At 52.9% G+C, this 17,764-nt stretch carries 14 protein-coding genes and 1 pseudogene; 11 read left to right on the top strand and 4 right to left on the bottom strand.

Translation table 11 applies throughout. The features are described from left to right. Nucleotides 1-126 precede the first annotated feature (126 nt). The 3 genes from ADIMK_RS20555 (at nucleotide 127) to ADIMK_RS20545 (ending at nucleotide 1,947) form a co-directional block, all read left to right on the top strand. Nucleotides 127-660, top strand: a complete 534-nt coding sequence (locus ADIMK_RS20555) for a hypothetical protein (RefSeq protein WP_036192140.1) — start codon at nucleotides 127-129, stop codon at nucleotides 658-660. A 69-nt stretch (nucleotides 661-729) separates the two neighbouring features. Next, nucleotides 730-1,269 (top strand): hypothetical protein, encoded by a 540-nt coding sequence (locus ADIMK_RS20550; protein WP_036192131.1) that lies wholly within the window; start codon nucleotides 730-732, stop codon nucleotides 1,267-1,269. 249 nt (nucleotides 1,270-1,518) lie between these two features. After that, nucleotides 1,519-1,947 carry an NUDIX hydrolase gene (locus ADIMK_RS20545; protein WP_081849900.1) on the top strand — a complete coding sequence of 143 codons (429 nt, stop codon included), beginning with the start codon at nucleotides 1,519-1,521 and terminating at the stop codon, nucleotides 1,945-1,947. Between the two features lie 396 nt (nucleotides 1,948-2,343). Here ADIMK_RS20545 and ADIMK_RS22265 read toward each other — a convergent pair. Further along, nucleotides 2,344-2,512, bottom strand: a pseudogene (locus tag ADIMK_RS22265) (IS110 family transposase); the annotation flags it as partial. 134 nt (nucleotides 2,513-2,646) lie between these two features. Between ADIMK_RS22265 and ADIMK_RS21575 the strand changes: the two are divergent. From ADIMK_RS21575 to ADIMK_RS20530, 3 genes are all read left to right on the top strand, one after another. Then, on the top strand, nucleotides 2,647-3,108 hold the full coding sequence (locus tag ADIMK_RS21575; protein ID WP_051693187.1) for a VOC family protein: 462 nt from the start codon (nucleotides 2,647-2,649) through the stop codon (nucleotides 3,106-3,108). Nucleotides 3,109-3,379: 271 nt separating this feature from the next. Next, nucleotides 3,380-4,153, top strand: coding sequence for a class I SAM-dependent methyltransferase (locus ADIMK_RS20535; RefSeq protein WP_036192127.1), 774 nt, complete (start codon nucleotides 3,380-3,382; stop codon nucleotides 4,151-4,153). A 62-nt stretch (nucleotides 4,154-4,215) separates the two neighbouring features. Then, nucleotides 4,216-4,398, top strand: a complete 183-nt coding sequence (locus tag ADIMK_RS20530; RefSeq protein ID WP_036192124.1) for a hypothetical protein — start codon at nucleotides 4,216-4,218, stop codon at nucleotides 4,396-4,398. A gap of 11 nt (nucleotides 4,399-4,409) precedes the next feature. Here ADIMK_RS20530 and ADIMK_RS20525 read toward each other — a convergent pair whose 3' ends face one another. Beyond that, on the bottom strand, nucleotides 4,410-5,348 hold the full coding sequence (locus ADIMK_RS20525) for a LysR family transcriptional regulator (RefSeq protein ID WP_036192123.1): 939 nt from the start codon (nucleotides 5,346-5,348) through the stop codon (nucleotides 4,410-4,412). A 103-nt stretch (nucleotides 5,349-5,451) separates the two neighbouring features. Between ADIMK_RS20525 and ydiJ the strand changes: the two genes are divergently transcribed. From ydiJ to ADIMK_RS20500, 5 genes are all read left to right on the top strand, one after another. After that, on the top strand, nucleotides 5,452-8,511 hold the full coding sequence (gene ydiJ, locus ADIMK_RS20520) for a D-2-hydroxyglutarate dehydrogenase YdiJ (RefSeq protein WP_036192122.1): 3,060 nt from the start codon (nucleotides 5,452-5,454) through the stop codon (nucleotides 8,509-8,511). A 101-nt stretch (nucleotides 8,512-8,612) separates the two neighbouring features. After that, nucleotides 8,613-9,098, top strand: a complete 486-nt coding sequence (gene rraA, locus ADIMK_RS20515; protein WP_036192121.1) for a ribonuclease E activity regulator RraA — start codon at nucleotides 8,613-8,615, stop codon at nucleotides 9,096-9,098. A 380-nt stretch (nucleotides 9,099-9,478) separates the two neighbouring features. Further along, nucleotides 9,479-10,558: a porin gene (locus ADIMK_RS20510; protein WP_036192120.1), complete on the top strand. Its 1,080-nt coding sequence runs from the start codon at nucleotides 9,479-9,481 to the stop codon at nucleotides 10,556-10,558. 189 nt (nucleotides 10,559-10,747) lie between these two features. Next, a complete protein-coding gene (gene nosP / locus ADIMK_RS20505) occupies nucleotides 10,748-11,908 on the top strand; it encodes a nitric oxide-sensing protein NosP (RefSeq protein WP_036192119.1) in 1,161 nt (386 codons plus the stop codon). After that, on the top strand, nucleotides 11,841-14,483 hold the full coding sequence (locus tag ADIMK_RS20500; protein WP_081849899.1) for a hybrid sensor histidine kinase/response regulator: 2,643 nt from the start codon (nucleotides 11,841-11,843) through the stop codon (nucleotides 14,481-14,483). Before nosP ends, ADIMK_RS20500 begins: the two co-directional genes overlap by 68 nt. A gap of 3 nt (nucleotides 14,484-14,486) precedes the next feature. Here ADIMK_RS20500 and ADIMK_RS21570 read toward each other — a convergent pair whose 3' ends face one another. After that, nucleotides 14,487-16,565, bottom strand: a complete 2,079-nt coding sequence (locus ADIMK_RS21570; protein ID WP_081849898.1) for a GGDEF domain-containing protein — start codon at nucleotides 16,563-16,565, stop codon at nucleotides 14,487-14,489. Further along, nucleotides 16,562-17,752 carry a sugar ABC transporter substrate-binding protein gene (locus ADIMK_RS20490; protein ID WP_051693185.1) on the bottom strand — a complete coding sequence of 397 codons (1,191 nt, stop codon included), beginning with the start codon at nucleotides 17,750-17,752 and terminating at the stop codon, nucleotides 16,562-16,564. Before ADIMK_RS20490 ends, ADIMK_RS21570 begins: the two co-directional genes overlap by 4 nt. Nucleotides 17,753-17,764: the final 12 nt, after the last annotated feature.

Here is a 17,764-nt window from a genome sequence, read left to right as displayed (position 1 = left end):
TCACACGTAATTATCCATACAAAAATTCAAGTTCGCCCACAAGCGGGCTGGGACCTCCACTGCTGCGCAGTTCCGGCCCCTTAATTGAGCGTTAGCGAATATAATATGATGTGAACCGAGGAATCTATGCGCAGGTTTCTGATTTTAACATTGCTAGCTTTATTATTATCGGCTTGTGCAAATGTATCGCGTTTCGAGAAAAACTCTTTGGTCGCATTTGGAGAATTGCTCGATACCTCTAACGAGCCTCTCTATTATTTAATTCGGATAGACCTGAAGAAGTCTGTTGATTCCCGAATAATGAGTTCTCAATTAAAGTTAACGCCTGAAAGTCCTCCTATTGCAATCGGCGAAATACAGCCAGAATTTGTTGCCAGTTATTTACCGCCGTTCATTCCTCCGCCGCAATGGCCGGACGCCTGGAAGCTAAAGGCAAAGGAGGAACAAGTTTATGCCGGTAACGGGTTTAACATTGTGTTCAAAGAGGGCCAACTTGTCTTCATTGGCATCTGTTCACTTTGTACAGGGGGAAGAGAAGACCCGATTGTCGGCGCACCAGACAGACAACAGTTCTATAGGCTACCCCTGACTTTACGGCAAGTTATAGAGGTATTTGGCAACCCTGATCGTATATATAAAGTGAATGAAGTGAGGTATTGACGCTAACCATAGCTTGCAGACGACGACTAAACGCAGCGCCTGAAGCGCGCGCTAAGCAGAGGAACTAACATGGATAGTGAAATCATTTATCATTTTAAGAAAAATAGAAAGCAGCTATCGCTAACTTATATTCGTATGGGAATAGCTTGTTGGGTTTACATGGCTGGACTCTATGGATATGAGTATTTTTTTGAAACTACTGTTTCACAGAAATTTCAGCTTTACTGGAATATTGTGTTTTTTATAGCGAGTGTTGTTCTTTTCTATGTTGCATGGTGGCATAGAACTCATCCGGCAACTTTCGAGGCAAAAATTACTAAAGACAGATTCATGGTGTCTTACCCAGAAGTTCCCGAATGGTCATTTGATGTAAAAATCGCTGATATAAAAAGATTCGAAAAACGGAATACTTTATCTCACGCAGGGAAAGGAATAATAAAGCACGGAATTCTTTTAAAGGACGGGACTTTCCATCATATATCTATGAACTACGGCAACAGCATCAATAAAATGCATAAAGTTATTCAGTCAATAGCCCCAGAAATCACTTTCCCGAAAAAAGTAAATATGAAAGTATTTGGGCCTATAGCCAAAGATTATGTTGAGTAATTTTTACCTGCTTAACAATCAAGTGGTGTGGGGAACTGTAGTTCCCCCGCTGTAGTGGACACTTCGATCTAATGCAGACGAGGTGTGAAATGCCAGCTTACAAGAACCAGAAGAAGACGCGACAGTACACGAACGAATTCAAAGCCAGAGCTGTTAAGCTGACCCATCTGAGTGGGGCGGGTGTGAAGGGTGTTATGTGTCAATGAGTGACGGAGTATTAAATTGAGAACGAGACAATGTTCTAGGTTGATGATAGTCAATGAGAAAAATGAATTACTTTTGTTCCAATATAAAGATGAGCACAAGCCTGATCCATTTTGGGCAACTGTTGGCGGGGAGTTAAAATCGGGAGAGTCTTATCGTGAAGCCGCAAAACGAGAATTATATGAAGAAACGGGTTTAACAGATGAGATCGGCCCGATGCTGTTAAAACGGGAAGATGTATTTGCTGTCGCTAGGTCAACACCAGCTATTTGGCAGGAGGAGTATTACCTTGTTGAATGTAATTCAAATAGCGAAGTTTTTGCCGCGCAGTGGACTGATGAAGAAAAGTATACCATTCAACAATGGAAGTGGTGGACATTGGCGGAAATGAAAGAAGAGGGTATTCAATCATTTAAACCAGATTGCATACCAAGTTTGTTAGAGTCAATATTAACTACCGAACAAAATACATAAGAAACGCCTTAACAAAGGACGTAAAAGGCTTGGCTATACGCCTGTTAGGCGGACTGTATGGACTCCACCTATTACCACAAGTACTAAAATGACTTAGTAAGGTGGTCGGACTGCCGCTCTACATTCGGCCTGTTTACTGGCTTCTCAGCCATGGCCATGATGAAACGCGCTGAACGGGACCTCATTCGTTAGACGGCCTTAAGTGGCCCTCCGCACAGGCAGGTTTACCCGTTCTGGTCTGAGCCTTACGTCATCAGCGCCCTCGCGATAATCCGGTGGGTGTCTAAATCGTTCGTCGCCTCAGGCGTTGAACGGTTTCGTTATGCCTGGCGATGATATCGAAAACACGCTCGCTCTCGTCGATACGCAGGTTAGCTTGTGGAATTCGCGAGCTTAGTAGTGGGCGCCGCCATAGGCTTCCATACCGATCAGGCAGTGTGGCAATAAATACGAGCAACTTGATACGTGTCAGAGTGCGACGAATGACCGGCTTGCCATGGTCATCGACGCCATAGATACTGAACGAAGTTTTGGCGAGATCAACGCCGATAGTTGAAATAGATATGGAGAACCTCCGATTGATCGCTGCTTATGCCCGCAAGTAAGCGTGGCACCTCAACCTAGGGAGGGGAGTCCATTTCATTCGTTATGCGAAGTTAGACATTAAGCAGTAATTCAATAGAGAAGTAGGGATTTGTTATGATAAAGATCAAGCGGCTCGGCCATGTTTTGCTTAAAACTGAAGATATTGATAGTGCTGTTGAGTTCTACTGTGATGTGCTTGGTTTTGAGCTTGTTGAATTTAAAAGTCAGGGTCACGATAAGATGGCGTTTTTGTCCTTAGGTGAAAAAGGACACGACATTGATCTCATCCAGGTTTCAAAAGGTGAAATTTCTAAAGTAGAAAGATCTAGAATGCACCACATCGCATTCGAGGTGGGCGGCTACGAATCTCTGCGTGATGCATATTTTTTCTTAACTGATAGTGGTGTGGAAATTATAAGAGCTATAGATCATGTCAGCCAAAAAAGTATTTACTTCAAAGATCCTGATGGAAATATTGTTGAGCTGTATCATGAGATTGAAAACTCCATCGACCTTTTTAGAAAGGGTAGGGAGGATGCGGATTCTCCTTTAACTTTCGAAAGGTCCGGCGCATAACAATCTGCAGCACGCGGCCCCAGTCATGCGCACCTATATGTGGTCGCTGCGCTCTTTTGCCCACATATTGGCGCGCGCGGCTGGGCTTTCTTCTCAAATAAAGTGGGTAGACTTTCTGATACTGTTAAGCAGGTCCACCATGATGGGTTCCTCCTGCACATCTTCATGCCAGGCCTACTCAGCCCTCGGTACCAGAATATAACCGTTGAATCAGTACCCGTGTGTCTACGTTTGAGGTAGGATCAGCGAAAACTCAATATACGGTCGTACAATGGATTATTTGCGCATAAACAAGGACGCGTGGGAAAAAAGAACAAAACTCCACGTTGAGTCAACCTTCTATGATGTTGACTCGTTTAAAAAGGGGCGATGTTCTCTTAACCCTATCGAACTAAATCAATTGAGGAGTGTTCAAGGTAAGTCATTACTGCATCTTCAGTGCCATTTTGGGCTTGATACCTTGTCGTGGGCCCGTCTGGGCGCCGACGTTACAGGTGTCGATTTCTCTTCAGATGCGATAAAACAAGCCAACGCATTGAAGCAGGCATTGGGGCTGAGCGCACATTTTATTGAAAGTGATGTTATTCAGTTTGGGAAAACGAATACGCAGCAGTTCGATATCGTATTTACCTCCTACGGTGTTTTGTGTTGGCTACCCAACTTGGCGGATTGGGCAACAACAGTCGCTAAATCATTAAGGGCGGGTGGGGAGTTTCATCTTGTCGAGTTTCACACGGTCAGCGACTTGCTCTCGGGTTACGCCTATTTTCCAAACAGCGAGCCTAGTGTGGAAGAGGAGGGTACATATACAGAAAACTGTGATGGCGAAACATCAACAGTCGTCACTTGGTCTCATCCAATAAGTGAAGTTGTAAACGCCCTTATTAATGCTGGGTTAACTATCGAGTCTTTTTCTGAACATCCGTATAGTCCTTATAATTGCTTTGATGGTTTAGAGTTCGTGCCAGATTTGGGTTATCAGATGTTGTATAACGGGCATCAGGTTCCGTTGGTGTATTCAATTAAAGCGCGGAAAGTGAGCTAATACACTATTAGGATATTTAGTCGTCAACACAAATACACACACTAATAGAAGGATGCGCAGTTATGTCAAATGAGACTGGAAAGCAGGAAGTCCATATTGTCGATATTAAAATGCCATTTATGTCGATGGTCGTGTTTATGGTTAAGTTTGCGATTGCCTCGATACCTGCATTTATTATCATCTCCATTATCTTCACCGTTTTGACCGCTATCTTCGGTGGCATGTTCCACGGCATGCGTTATTAAAAGGGGGGGCGCTAAAGCCCCTTAACGCCTTCAGGCAGTGTCATCGCTGCCAACTGGTCTCGTACGCTGCCTAAAAGGGCTGCTGCTGCCGGGCTCAGCGCACGGCCCCGGCGGGTGATAATGCAGATCTCTCTGTGTAGCTCGGGGTTACGCAGCGGTATGAAGCGCATCCGGGCGAAAGAGTGAGTGTCGGCGGCGAGGGCAGGTAGCACTGAGACACCCAGATTTTGGGCGATCAGGGCGGCAAGTCCCGCTGGGTTGGTCGCTTCAATCAGGGCATCTTTCATTTCGATGGGCAACTGGCCGCTGTCGGCGAAGCGCTCCAGCTGGGCCCGTATGCCGGTATCGCGGCTTAGCAGCATTAGTTCACTGCTGGGTACGTCTTTCCATTCCAGTGTTTTAGCTTGCGCCAGTGGGTGCTGCTGAGGCACGACAAGGCCATAGCGGTCCTGCAATAACGGCTGGTACTCAAGATCCGGCTGTTGAGAGTGGTTGCCGGCTATTGCGAAGTCCACTTCATTGTTTAACACCCGTTGCTCGAGGCTGCCGGCACTGTCGTCACGTATGTGCACACTGATTGTCGGGTGGTGGGCGCGGAAATGCGCCAATGCGCTGGGTAGAAAGCGGGTAACAACCGAAGGCGATCCGGCCAGATTGACGTGCCCTCGTTTGAGTTCGGCGCGGGATTGCAGGTCTGTCATGGCCGCTGAGAAGTCCGAAAGCAGACGTTCGGCCACGGGTAGGAAGCGTTCTCCTTCGTCGGTCAGCAGTACGCGTCGGGTAGTCCGGTCAAAAAGTTTGAGGCCCGCCTGCGTTTCAAGTTGTTGAATCTGAGCGGTTAATGTGGACTGTGTGAGATGAAGCCCTTCAGCTGCTCGGGTAAAACTGCCGCTGTTGGCGACCTCTACGAATGCCTGCAGTTGGCGAATCGATATATTGTTCACGTTCATCGATTAATCTATCGAATTTTATCGTTTGATTGATAAATAAGGATTTTGCATCATGGCGTCCATTGTGACCAGTTTTCCACGCTTTTAACGCACAGGTAGCCGCATGATCCCACGCATCGCCGAGACCGATACCATCAAGGATCTCTATCTCGAGTTTATCGAGGCCCTCAAGAACGACGGGTTCGAGGGGGATCTCAACCCCGACTACGCGAACCGTGTGGTGTTGGCCACCGATAACAGTATTTATCAGATTCTTCCGCAGGCGGTGCTGTATCCGCGCAACGTGCAGGATCTGGTACGCATTGCCGAGTTGGCTGAGCTGCCGCGTTTTTTCGAAGTGGTGCTCAGTGCCCGCGGGGGCGGTACCGGTACCAACGGTCAATCGCTGACCGACGGTCTGGTGGTTGATCTCTCCAAACATATGAATCGCATTTTGGAGATTAACCCGGACGAGCGCTGGGTGCGTGTGCAGGCTGGCGTGGTCAAGGATCAGCTCAACGCGGCGCTTAAGCCGTATGGCCTGTTCTTCGCGCCGGAGCTCTCTACCAGTAACCGCGCCACAGTCGGTGGCATGATCAACACCGACGCCAGCGGTCAGGGTTCGGTGATGTATGGCAAAACCCGCGACCATGTTCTGGAGCTGACAAGTGTTTGGCTCGGTGGCGAGGTTTGGAGCTCAAAGCCGCTTGAAGAGGCTGAGCTTAACGAGGTCAAAGCGCGTGAAGACCGTATCGGCGAAGCGCACCGTGTACTCGATGATGTGTTCACTGAGCACGGGGATCTGATCGAGCGCACCTTCCCCAAGCTGAACCGCTGCCTGACCGGCTATGACTTGGCACACATCCGCGATGAGCAGGGGCGATTCAATCTGAATTCCATTCTCTGCGGTGGCGAGGGTTCGCTGGCGTTTATTGCCGAGGCCAAGCTCAATGTGTTGCCGATTCCGAAGTATTCGGCGCTGGTCAACATTAAGTACGACAGCTTCGAGGCATCACTGCGCGATGCTCAGGCGTTGATGGAGTGGGGGCCCACCTCGATCGAAACGGTGGACTCCAAGGTGCTGAATCTGGCGATGGAGGATATCGTCTGGGATAGTGTTGCCAGCTACTTCCCGCAGAATGAGGGTGAACCTGCGATCAGCGGTATCAACCTGGTGGAGTACACCGGCGATGATGAGGCGAAGCTGCGTGAAGATGTCGATGCATTGTGCCGTCACCTCGACAGCGTAAGCGGTCAGCCCAGTGCAAGCTTCGGCTATACCGTTGCCTACGGGGCTGGCGAGATCAACAAGATCTGGGGAATGCGCAAAAAGTCTGTCGGCCTGCTTGGCAATGCCAAGGGGCAGAAGCGTCCGATCCCCTTTGTCGAGGATACCGCGGTTCCGCCGGAAAACCTGGCGGATTACATCATGGAGTTCCGCAAACTGCTGGATGATCATGGCTTGGCCTACGGTATGTTCGGCCACGTGGACTGCGGTGTGCTGCATGTGCGCCCGGCCATCGACATGAAAGATGAACAGCAGGAAACCCTGATCCGTACGATATCCGATGGTGTTGCGGCACTGACCAAGAAGTACAAAGGCCTGCTGTGGGGTGAGCACGGCAAGGGTGTGCGCTCGGAGTATGCACCGGAGTTCTTCGGCCCGCTGTATCCTCAGCTGCAGCGTATCAAGGGTGTGTTTGACCCGCGTAACCAGATGAATCCGGGCAAGATCGCAACGCCAGCCATTGAGGGCGCCGAGCTACTCAAGATTGATGCCGTTCCGACCCGTGGCCAGCAGGACCGTCAGGTGCCTGAGATTGTGCGCGAGCAATACGACTCTGCGATGAACTGTAACGGTAATGGCGCGTGCTATAACTATGATCCGAACGATGCGATGTGTCCTTCCTGGAAGGGCACCCGAGAACGTATTCACTCTCCGAAAGGGCGTGCGTCTCTGATTCGGGAATGGTTGCGGCTGATGGCGAAGCAGGGGATTAACCCTCTGGATGAGGCCAGCGCCATACGCGGCTCTCGGGGTATAGCCGCTCTGCCGGCGAAGATCCGCAACACCCTGCGCCGCAATAAGGGCGAGTACGACTTCTCCAACGAAGTGCATGACGCGATGATGGGTTGTCTGGCGTGTAAGTCCTGCGTCGGTCAGTGCCCGATAAAGGTGAACGTGCCCGATTTCCGTGCCCGCTTCCTCGAGCTGTACTACGGCCGTTACCTGCGCCCGATGAAAGACTATCTGGTCGGCAGCCTGGAGTTCATGATTCCGACGCTGTCGCGCTTCCCGGCACCCTATAACTGGGCAATGAGTAACACGCTGGTGCGCAGCCTTATGCGCCAGTTCGCCGGCATGGTGGATAGCCCTGTCATCTGTACAAACAGCCTGCGCCAGGGGATGGACGAACGCGGTATCGAGTGGGCCACGCCAAAGATGATCGAATCGCTGAGCGAGAGCCAGCGTGCGCGTGCGGTGATCATCGTGCAGGATGCGTTCACCAGCTACTTCGAGACCCAGCTGGTACTGGATCTGATCGATCTGCTTGGACACCTCGGCTTTTATGTCATGGTGGCGCCGTTTATGCCCAACGGTAAGCCCCTGCACGTACACGGCTTCATGAAAGCGTTCTCCAAGGCGGCCAAGCGTAATGCCAGAATGCTCAGTGAACTTGAGCGTACCGGGGTGTCGATGATCGGTATCGATCCGTCGATGACATTGACCTACCGTCAGGAGTACGCCGATGCCGTAGAGGGGCCGCTGCCGAAGGTGTCGCTTATTCAGGAGTGGCTCAGTGGTGAGCTTGGCCGGATCACACTGGAGCGCGATCTGCCGACCGGTGAGCACAAGTTGCTTGCGCACTGTACCGAGAAGACCTCAGCGGCGCCGTCTCTCAAACAGTGGCAGGCAATCTTTGAGGCGCTTGGGCAGAAGCTGGAGATCATCTCCTCCGGTTGCTGTGGCATGTCCGGTACCTTCGGGCATGAAACCGACAACTATCAGCGCTCAAAGGATATCTACGACTTGAGCTGGCGTAACATTGTCAACAAGCAGGAACATCGCGGCCAGCTGATGGCGACAGGGTACTCATGCCGATCGCAGGTGAAGCGCCTGGATAGTCAGTCTTTGCCGCATCCGCTGCAGGTGCTGCTGGGTGTCGTAAGCCAGAAAGGCTGACAGTCACTGTTTCCCGTAAGTGGCCTTAAGTTGTAATGCAATTGCACCACAGCTGGGCCACTATTGGGTTTTACCATTCAGATGCGTATAAGGAGTGTGCCGTGGAAGACCTTCTCCCTGAACTCTGTGATCAATTCCCCGATAAGGTGCGGGTGGTCGAGCCAATGTTTGCCAACTTCGGTGGACGGGAAAATTTTGGTGGCGAGATCGTCACGATCAAAGCGTTCGAAGACAACTCTCTGGTGCGCGAACAGGTGGCACAGCCCGGCGAGGGCAAAGTGCTGGTTGTTGATGGCGGCGGCTCCATGCGCCGTGCCATGCTCGGCGATATGCTGGCTGAAAAGGCGAGTGCAAACGGCTGGGAAGGGATCATCATCTACGGCTGTATCCGAGATGTGAATGCAATCGGTGCCACCGATATTGGCGTTCAGGCACTCGGTACTCACCCGATGAAAACAGACAAGCGTGGCATCGGTGACCTGAACGTTGAGGTTACATTTGGTGGCGTAACGTTCCGCCCGGGCGAGTATCTGTATGCCGATAATAACGGCATTCTCGTCTCACACGAGAAGCTTGAACTCGCCTGATAGCAATCCTCTGGCTAACAGTGTCAATGGGGCGCCCTAACCGGCGCCCCTTTTTGTTTTTCCGCCCCAATTATTCTGCTACTCATAAGACCTTGGGTTCAGTACGTTTGGTACTGGCTGATCTCCTATACCTCCGTGTTGCTACGGCTGTTGTTCCTATCGACGAACCCGGGGGCCGACCGGCGCTATACGCCGGACTGTCATACTCCCGTAACTATTGTCCCAACCCGTTCCCGCATCTGGCGATCAGCGCGCAAAGCAGCGCATAAACAGGACTCCCGTGCGATATGAAGCCGGACGCGGCATCCCAATAATCGGTCCCCATCAGGTGGGTGAGGGTTAATCCACCTGACTGTCATGACTAATAACAAGGGGATAATATGAAAAAGAAAAACCTGACCCGCTCTCTGCTCGCGCTGGCGATGGCTGCATCTGCTGCTACCGCTCAGGCCGAAATCGTTCTGTACGATAACGAGGGCACTACATTCTCGGCTGATGGTCTGCTCAACGCTTTCTATACCTATCAGGACCAGGGCGATACCAACGTATCCCGCGTCCGCATGGGTTTCCTGCCGAACTATATCGGCTTCAATGTTTCCAAGCAGCAGGGCGATCTGACCGTAGGCGGTCGTTCTTCGTTCTGGGTTAGCATCAACGACGTCAACAACGATGACCTCAACGGTGACAGCGAGACTGATACCGCTATCGATGTGCGTCAGTTCTACGCAACCGTAGACGGTGATTTTGGTCAGGTACTGTTCGGTAAGGACTTCGGTCTTTATGCCCGCAGCAATATCTTCAACGATGAACTGCTGCTGGGCGTTGGCTTTGCGCCGCAGTCTACAGTGCGCACAACCTTCGGTAACATCACCACCGGTTACCCCTACGCTAACCCGAATGCCCAGATCACCTACCGCACACCGAAGTCGAACGGCTTCCAGCTCGCGGTTGGTATGCTGGATCCCAGCTATACCTCTGATCTGAGCACCTACAGCGAAGAGCCTCGCCTTGAAGCAGAGCTGACCTACGGCGCTGAATACGATGGTGTCATGTTCAATGCCTGGCTCAGTGGCGCAACCGGTGAAGCAACGTCCGGTTCGAGCACCGTCGATGCGCAGGGCGTTGCCTACGGCGCGCAGATCGGCGTTGGTGGCTTTAAACTGACCGCCTCCGGCTTCGATCAGCAGGGTATACCCACGACGTTCACCAGCGATGTTTTGGCAGCCGAAACCGATTCGGATGGATATCTCGTTCAGACCTCCTACACTTATGAAGCAGTACGAGGCGTACTATCCTACGGTAATGTCGATGCAGGTGGTGCGACCAGTGAACTCACAGGAGGTGCGCTGTTCTACTCTGTTAACGACAGTTTGAAACTTGTTGCAGAGTACAGTGTCTATGAACCAGAAGGCGGTACTGATATGGATACCATTGCACTCGGTGCAGTACTGACCTGGTAACAATCGTCATCCTTTCAGCTTTCTTGCTGGCCGCAGCCCGAACTCCCCCCTTCATTCGGTCTGCGGCTTTTATTTTTCCCCCCTCCGCCTTACGAATCGTGTATTCAGTACTCAAGTAGCATTAACCCGTTATAGTGGCTGTGCCTACAATCAAGAGAACCAGTGAAAGATATAACGGGAGAACCCCGGATGAATGCCCCTTTGATTAAAGAGCCCGTGCTGACGGCGGTGTCTCGACACCAGGACCCCGAGCGTGCCGCACAAGAGTTAGCACAGAGCCTTCGTCATCCGGATTTGGGGTTCGTTCTGTTCTTCTGTTCCGCTGAATATCCGCTTGAGCGGCTGAGCGTTGAATTGGACAAAGCGTTCGATGGCGTTGAGGTTGCCGGCTGTACCACCGCCGGTGAGGTTACCCCGCAGGGATACGAGCGTGAGTCCATTACCGCGATCGGGTTTGACCGCAACCTGTTTGCTATCGATGTGGCGCTGATCGAATCACTGGAAGGCTTTTCCCTTGCCGATGCGCAAAAGCTCGTCGATGGGCTGGTTAATGCCTGTCGCGAGGACAGGGTTGCACCCATTAAGGGGCATAGTTTCGCGCTTACGCTGCTCGACGGGCTCTCCAGTCAGGAAGAGATGGTGCTGATGACGCTGAATGCCGCGCTGGGCAGCATTCCACAATTTGGCGGCTCCGCGGGCGATGATATCCATCTGACCAACACACATGTTTACCACCGGGGCCGTTTCTACACTCAGGCGGCGGTTGTGATCATGGTAAGTACACCTCTGGATTTCGAGGTGTTCACAACCCATCACATGCACGCGCTTGATGAAAAGCTTGTTGTGACGGCGGCTGATCCCGGTGCCCGCACGGTGTATGAACTCAATGCGGTGCCGGCAGCGGAGGAGTATGCGCGTACGGTCGGAATACCGGTGGACAAGCTGGACAATCAGGTTTTCGCATTCAAGCCGCTGGCGGTGCGTATCGGCAATGAGCATTACGTGCGCTCGATTCAGCGGGTCAACGAAGACGGTAGCCTGACGTTTTACTGTGCTGTCGAAAACGGCATCGTGCTCACCGCTATGCGGCCGGGGTCGATGATCGACAACCTCAGCGCCCGGTTCAATCATATCGAAAGCGAAATGGGAGAGCCGCTGATCACGATCGGCTGTGACTGCTTCCTGCGTCGGCTGGAGCTCGAGTATTGCGGTCAGGCGGAGGAGATGTCCCGTTTCCTGCAGCAACACCGTGTCATTGGCTTTAATACCTATGGTGAACAGTATGACGGTATGCACATCAACCAGACCTTCACAGGCGTCGTCATCGGTCGAAACAACCGGCATGGATGATGCGAGCCCTGCTGAACTGCGTGCGCGCATCGCGGAACTCGAATCCGAAAATGCCCGTCTTCACAAAATTCGCAATGCGCTGGTCGAGCGTGTAGAGGCAAGTAGCGCCCAGCGCGCCGCACCTTACGCCGCATTTGAGCACTCCGTCATTCTGGCCGAGCAGGTGCGTGAGCGCACAGAGGCGCTGAATGCGGCGCTGCATGATCTCAAACACTCAAATCAGGCCCTTAAACAGGCAAACGAGGAAGCGGCGACGGCACATCAGCGCCTGATCGACGCGATCGAGAGTATCTCCGACGCCTTTGCGCTGTTCGATAGAGATAAGCACTTGGTGCTGTTCAATAATCGTTTTCGCGAAATCTGGTCGTTGTGCGGCGTCGATATCCAGCGCGGTATAACGCTGGCTGAGTGTCTGGAACTGGCTGTCGAAAGTAACCTGATCGTCGAAACCCAGGTTGGTAATGAAGACGCTACGATCTATCGCCTGTGTGATGGACGTTGGTTGCAGATGAGCAGCCGGACCACCGGTGATGGTGGGCTTGTGGCGCTGTATACCGATATCACCGAGCTCAAGGCATCCGAGGCTGCGCAGCGTGAGCAGGCGCTGGAGCAGAAGTCGCGACTGCTCAAGAGTACGGTCGACAACCTTTCTCAGGGCGTGGTGTTGATCAACTCCGAAGGTCGGGTTGAGATCTGGAACGATCTGTTTCTTGAACTGTGTGCGCTTGATCGTGAGCAGATGAGCGAGTCGCCCAAGTTTGAGCGTTTGATGGATGGCTCGGAAGTGATGTTGCTGACCCCTGTGTCCAAAGACGAGATCGGTGATCCGCTCATGGAGATGACGCAGGAGTTGAGCGACGGACGTGTTGTCGAGATACGCACACACGCGCTGCCTGCTGGCGGCTACGTCAATACCTATACCGACATTACCGAGCACTCGCGCTACGCCGAAACCCTGCGCGAGAGCGAGCGCTGGATTCGACTGATCACCGACCATGTACCTGCATTGATCGCCTACGTCGGCGAAGATATGCGCTATCAGTTTACCAACAAGGTGTATGACGACTGGTATGGCTGGCCGCGAGGATCATTGCTCGGTGAGACCATCAGTCGCGTACATGGCGACGCTCAGTTTGAGCGTCTGAAACCCTACGCTGAGCGTGCGTTGGCAGGGGAGAGCGTCACCTTCGAGATCGAAGAGGCCAACGCCGCCGGTGAAAACCGGTACCTGCTCAAGGCTTATGTGCCCAATATGGACTCGCAGGGCAAACCGGTTGGTTTCTTTGTCATGATTCGGGATATCACAGAACGTCGCCGCACGGCCATCGCCTTGCAGCAGGCGTATCAGAATCTTGAACAGCGGGTCCGGGAACGAACCTCTGAACTGACTGAGCTCAACCAGCAGTTGCGTCAGGAGATAGGCGAGCGAAAGGCGATTGAGTCGCGTCTGAGGGAGGCCAAGCAGGAGGCCGAGCAGGCTAATCTGTCCAAGACCAAGTTCCTCGCGGCGGTTAGTCACGATCTGCTTCAGCCGCTCAATGCGGCCCGATTGTTTACCGGCGCGTTACTGGAGCAGCCGATGCCTGAGCGCATCGCACACCTGATTGGCTCGGTCAGTAACTCGCTTGAAGATGTCGAGCGTCTACTCAGCACGTTGGTCGATATCTCCAAGCTCGATGCCGGTGTCATCAAACCGGATGTGTCCTCGTTCAGGCTCAATGAGCTGCTCGACAACATCGCGCCCGAGTACACCCATATTGCTCAAAGCGAGAAGATTCACTTCCGTTCAGTCTCCTCAACGGCGGTGGTACAGACGGACCCGGCGTTGCTGGCCCGTATACTGCGAAACCTGCTCTCCAATGCGGTGCGTTATACCGGTGCCGGTGGACAGATCCTGCTTGGCTGTCGCCGTCGCGCCAGTGGCGTGGAAGTCCAAGTATGCGATACCGGCAGCGGTATACCCGCCGATCAGCTGAAAACCATCTTTCAGGAGTTCAAACGAGGGACGAACCAGAGTCAGGACAAGGGCTTGGGGTTGGGGCTTGCCATTGTCGAGAAAATCGTGCGCATGCTGGGGCACAGTATTGAGGTGCGCTCTGAGCCGGGTAAGGGCTCTGTGTTCTCGGTGCTGGTGCCCTATGGCGAACTTGCGCCGCAGCACACTGTGCCCCAGTTGCAGATTAGCGATATCGGTGAGCGGCTCAAGGGCTGCAATATCTGGATGATCGACAATGACCAGTCGATCTGCGATGGCATGGCGACACTGCTCAATGGCTGGGGTTGCAAGGTAACGACGGCGCTAAGTCTCGAGCAGTTACGGGAGCAGGTGGCTGTGGGAACCGCACCGCTGGATCTGCTTATCGCCGACTATCACCTCGATAACAATGTCATCGGTGTTGATGTGGTGCGTGAGATCATGAAACTGAGGCCGGACGAGCCGCCGGTGCTGATGATTACCGCCAACTACAGTAACGAGCTTAAACAGCAGATGCGAGAGCTGGGCTACCAGTTGATGCACAAGCCGATCAGGCCTCTCAAGCTTAAGACCATGCTCAGCCATCTTGTGCAGGGATAGCCGCTACGCCGTATCGCCGTAATGCTGTTGCTTTTGGGTATACATCCGCTTGTCGGCAAGGGTCGTGATCCGATCGACGGGGTCACGATCACTGCAGGCAAACCCGATGCTGAAGCTAATGTCGATAATCTGGCCTTCAATCGTGAGCCGGTGTGTTGCGGCTTCCCGGATGGCCCGATGCATCAGCTGCTCGCACTGAGCGGAGTCGACGTTTTCCAGCAGAGCCACGAACTCGTCGCCACCTGTGCGGCACAAACAGTCACTCTTGCGCATCAGCGATTCAAGAATGTTGGCAACCTCTCTTAGTAGCTGATCGCCGGCCGCATGACCTATATGGTCATTTACATACTTAAGCCCGTTCACGTCGATGGTCATGATACCGAGATGACCACTTCCATTACCGGTACGGTACTTCTCCTGCAAGCTCTGTAGCCTGGCATCGAAGTAGTGTCGATTATAGAGGCCGGTTAGTGCATCGTTATTGGCAAGTTTCTCGAGTTCAAGTGTCAGCATGGCCTGCTCAAGCGTTGCCTGAAGTACAGCGGCAAACAGTGTCAGAGCGTGACTTTTGAAGTCATCGAGATCGAGATGATCGTGCACAATAAAACCGGAACAGCGGCTTTTCAGGTAGATCGGAAACAGCGTGTGTCCTTTGACACCGAAACACCACTGCTGAATGCCCTGTTCGTTCAGTACAGGCGTTTTTTGTTTACGCCATAGCTCGACAAACCCCTCGGGGGCATCGCTGAGCAGTGAAAGCTCGGGAAGCTGATCGCTCCTGTTTACGATAAGGCCCACCCGGGCGTTGAGCAGGCGGCCGAGTGTATAGACGGTCACCTGTCCGATCTCGTCCAGATTTGTCTTGTGTTGAAGGTGAAGCGAGAACATGGTGAGCGCGTTAAACACGTCGATCTGATCAGAGCTGCGCGACAGGCTCTCCTGAAGCGCCTGTGCTGTCGCACGCAGAGTGTCGTTCGTTTCGTTAACGTTGATGAACTTCTGCTGCAACTGCTCTGACATGTCGTCCAGTAGCTCGGAGAGTTCGCTGAATTCATGATAATCCTGCACCTTATTGAAACGGGGACGCTCATGCTCCGGATCCCATCGTTTCAGCGCTAGTGTCATGTCGCGTAGTCGCTCGATCGGTGCGACGAGCCGCCGCGTAAGCCAGGTAGCGACGAAGTAAACGCAGAGCATACCGGTGAGCATCAATAGTAGCGTGTTGAACTCGGCGCCAATGACTCCGAGCATGCTGACCACTTCACGTTGGGTCTTGCCAACGACAAAACTTAAATCGTTACGGCTGGCGCCAAGCTCCATCGATTCATCGAACAGGTGATCGGCAATGGGGACTAACGGCCCATTTGCCGGATAAATCAGGGTGCCGTCCAGGAACAGGTTTAGCTGCGAGACGGGCATATCGGGACTGTCGAGTATCAGGCTGTGGGAAACCAAAGCGTCGACATCGAGTATCACCAGAAAAATGCCGACAACTTCGAATGGGCTGACCAGTGAGTCGCTGGATTTGATGATGGGGCGCATTACGCCCAGTAGCGTTCTATCGTCGCGTCGAGCCGCTTCGGGAAGGATGTCCTGATACTGGACCGCCTGATAGTAAACGCCCGCTCGATTAATCGTGCTGGTGCTGTGTATCAGTGACTGTATCAGACCGAAAAATGGCGCGAGATTCATCTTCAGGGACGAGATAGGACGGGCTTCGCTAACAAACGACGCTTTGTCGATGACCATTGTGGCTAGCGCGTGGGGGTGTGTGTCCAAATACTCCTGCAGAAGATTCGACGTACGGTCGTTAAGTAGATCGAGCCGGACCGATTTGATGACGCTGCCGTCGGCTGCAATTCGGTGCATCTCATCGGTATAGCTGTGCAACTCCCGCCGGAACTCGAACATGCCCCGGCGCAGCGCGTACTCCTGCTCCTGCTGTATACGCAGTTCCGATGCTTTGTACCGGCTGACCAAATGGCTACCGCTTAACAGCAGGGCCGGTACCACGGCTGCAAGCCAGATAAGGGCCGTCAGGGTGCGGCGAAAGCTTTTGGGACGTGCTCTCATTCGCTTCATGGTGCAGGGGTAACATTCTGTCGCTGTGTTTCGACCAGTTGCTGCATTAACTCCGCGGCCTCCTCCCCGGAGAGAAGGTGCAGCTTATGGCGCAGGTAGCCTTTTCGAATCGCGCCCCACGCAAGACTCATGGCGCTGTCGGCTGGCATTGGTCTGGATTTGGACAGGCAGGAGATCATCGCTTTCTCGTTGCCATTCATCTCAGAAACCGCCACGCGGTAGGCGTCGCCAGAAACCGGTAACAGTTTGAGTGAGCGCCAGATCTTCAACTGAACGTCATTACTCTGAAAGTAATGAATAAATGCCAACAGGGCATCGCGCTTGTGTCCAGCAAGGCTGTTGGCTGGAAATGCCAGTACATGGGTCGAAAACATCGGTACGACCGGCTGGCCCGGCGCGATTTCAGGTATGGTGGCGACCCCAAGATTGTCGCCGAGGCGCTCCTGATACTCTTTTAACGCCCAGTCTCCGTTGATCAGGTAGCCAAGCGTTCCAGAAAGAAAGCGTTGCTGACCACAGTTGTAATCGCATTGATCATCAGCAAGCCCGCTCTCGACCAAACCCCGGTAAAAATCGAGCGCTCTGGCCATGGCAGGGGTATCCAGCGTTGGCTCTCCGTCCGTGACCGGTGAGCCGCCAAAGCCACCTAAAAACGGCATTAGCCAGTACATCTCATCTACATTCCAGTCGCTGAAGTATAGCGGCTGTTCGCGATCTTTAAGCCTGAATGCATCGTGCTGACGTCGCATATCTGCCCAAGTGGTGGCCGGTGTCGAGATAATCGCCTTGTTGTAATAGAGAACCAGATGGTTACCCTGGGTGATTGGCACGCCATATAGCGCGCCGTCGCTGCGCGCACTGTTCCAGACATCTTTACCGACATCGTCGGTGCCCATGTCTGCCAGAAGCGGACTGTAGTGCATCAACGGATACAGTCCGACGTGGTCGGCCGGCACAAGCACAATATCGGGTGCATTGCCCTGCTCGATATAGGTGAACATGCGGGTTTTTAGGTCGCCTTGCTGTGCCCAGGCGACCTCGACTTCGATGCCGGTGTCGACGCTGAACTGCTCAACCAAGGGTAACCAGTTACGGTTTTCGTGGGTATAGATGAACTTCAGGCGCTCACTGGCAAAAGCAGATGCTGAGCTAAAAGCGAGAAGAAGGCATAGAAGTAGTCTGTACATCTGGAATCCGCT

It is taken from the genome of Marinobacterium lacunae (assembly GCF_000705555.1).
GTDB classification, from domain to species: Bacteria; Pseudomonadota; Gammaproteobacteria; order Pseudomonadales; family Balneatricaceae; genus Marinobacterium_D; species Marinobacterium_D lacunae.
This window is presented reverse-complemented; position numbering and strand designations above follow the sequence as displayed.

What these genes read in the sequence shown, in the direction of transcription:
- ADIMK_RS20510 (WP_036192120.1), top strand. Translation starts at nt 9,479, where the DNA reads ATGAAAAAGAAAAACCTGACCCGCTCTCTGCTCGCGCTGGCGATGGCT.
- ADIMK_RS20550 (WP_036192131.1), top strand. Translation starts at nt 730, where the DNA reads ATGGATAGTGAAATCATTTATCATTTTAAGAAAAATAGAAAGCAGCTA.
- ADIMK_RS20535 (WP_036192127.1), top strand. Translation starts at nt 3,380, where the DNA reads ATGGATTATTTGCGCATAAACAAGGACGCGTGGGAAAAAAGAACAAAA.
- ADIMK_RS20555 (WP_036192140.1), top strand. Translation starts at nt 127, where the DNA reads ATGCGCAGGTTTCTGATTTTAACATTGCTAGCTTTATTATTATCGGCT.
- ADIMK_RS20490 (WP_051693185.1), bottom strand. Translation starts at nt 17,752, where the DNA reads ATGTACAGACTACTTCTATGCCTTCTTCTCGCTTTTAGCTCAGCATCT.
- ADIMK_RS20530 (WP_036192124.1), top strand. Translation starts at nt 4,216, where the DNA reads ATGTCAAATGAGACTGGAAAGCAGGAAGTCCATATTGTCGATATTAAA.
- ydiJ (WP_036192122.1), top strand. Translation starts at nt 5,452, where the DNA reads ATGATCCCACGCATCGCCGAGACCGATACCATCAAGGATCTCTATCTC.
- ADIMK_RS20500 (WP_081849899.1), top strand. Translation starts at nt 11,841, where the DNA reads ATGACGGTATGCACATCAACCAGACCTTCACAGGCGTCGTCATCGGTC.
- nosP (WP_036192119.1), top strand. Translation starts at nt 10,748, where the DNA reads ATGAATGCCCCTTTGATTAAAGAGCCCGTGCTGACGGCGGTGTCTCGA.
- ADIMK_RS21570 (WP_081849898.1), bottom strand. Translation starts at nt 16,565, where the DNA reads ATGAAGCGAATGAGAGCACGTCCCAAAAGCTTTCGCCGCACCCTGACG.
- ADIMK_RS20525 (WP_036192123.1), bottom strand. Translation starts at nt 5,348, where the DNA reads ATGAACGTGAACAATATATCGATTCGCCAACTGCAGGCATTCGTAGAG.
- ADIMK_RS20545 (WP_081849900.1), top strand. Translation starts at nt 1,519, where the DNA reads ATGATAGTCAATGAGAAAAATGAATTACTTTTGTTCCAATATAAAGAT.
- ADIMK_RS21575 (WP_051693187.1), top strand. Translation starts at nt 2,647, where the DNA reads ATGATAAAGATCAAGCGGCTCGGCCATGTTTTGCTTAAAACTGAAGAT.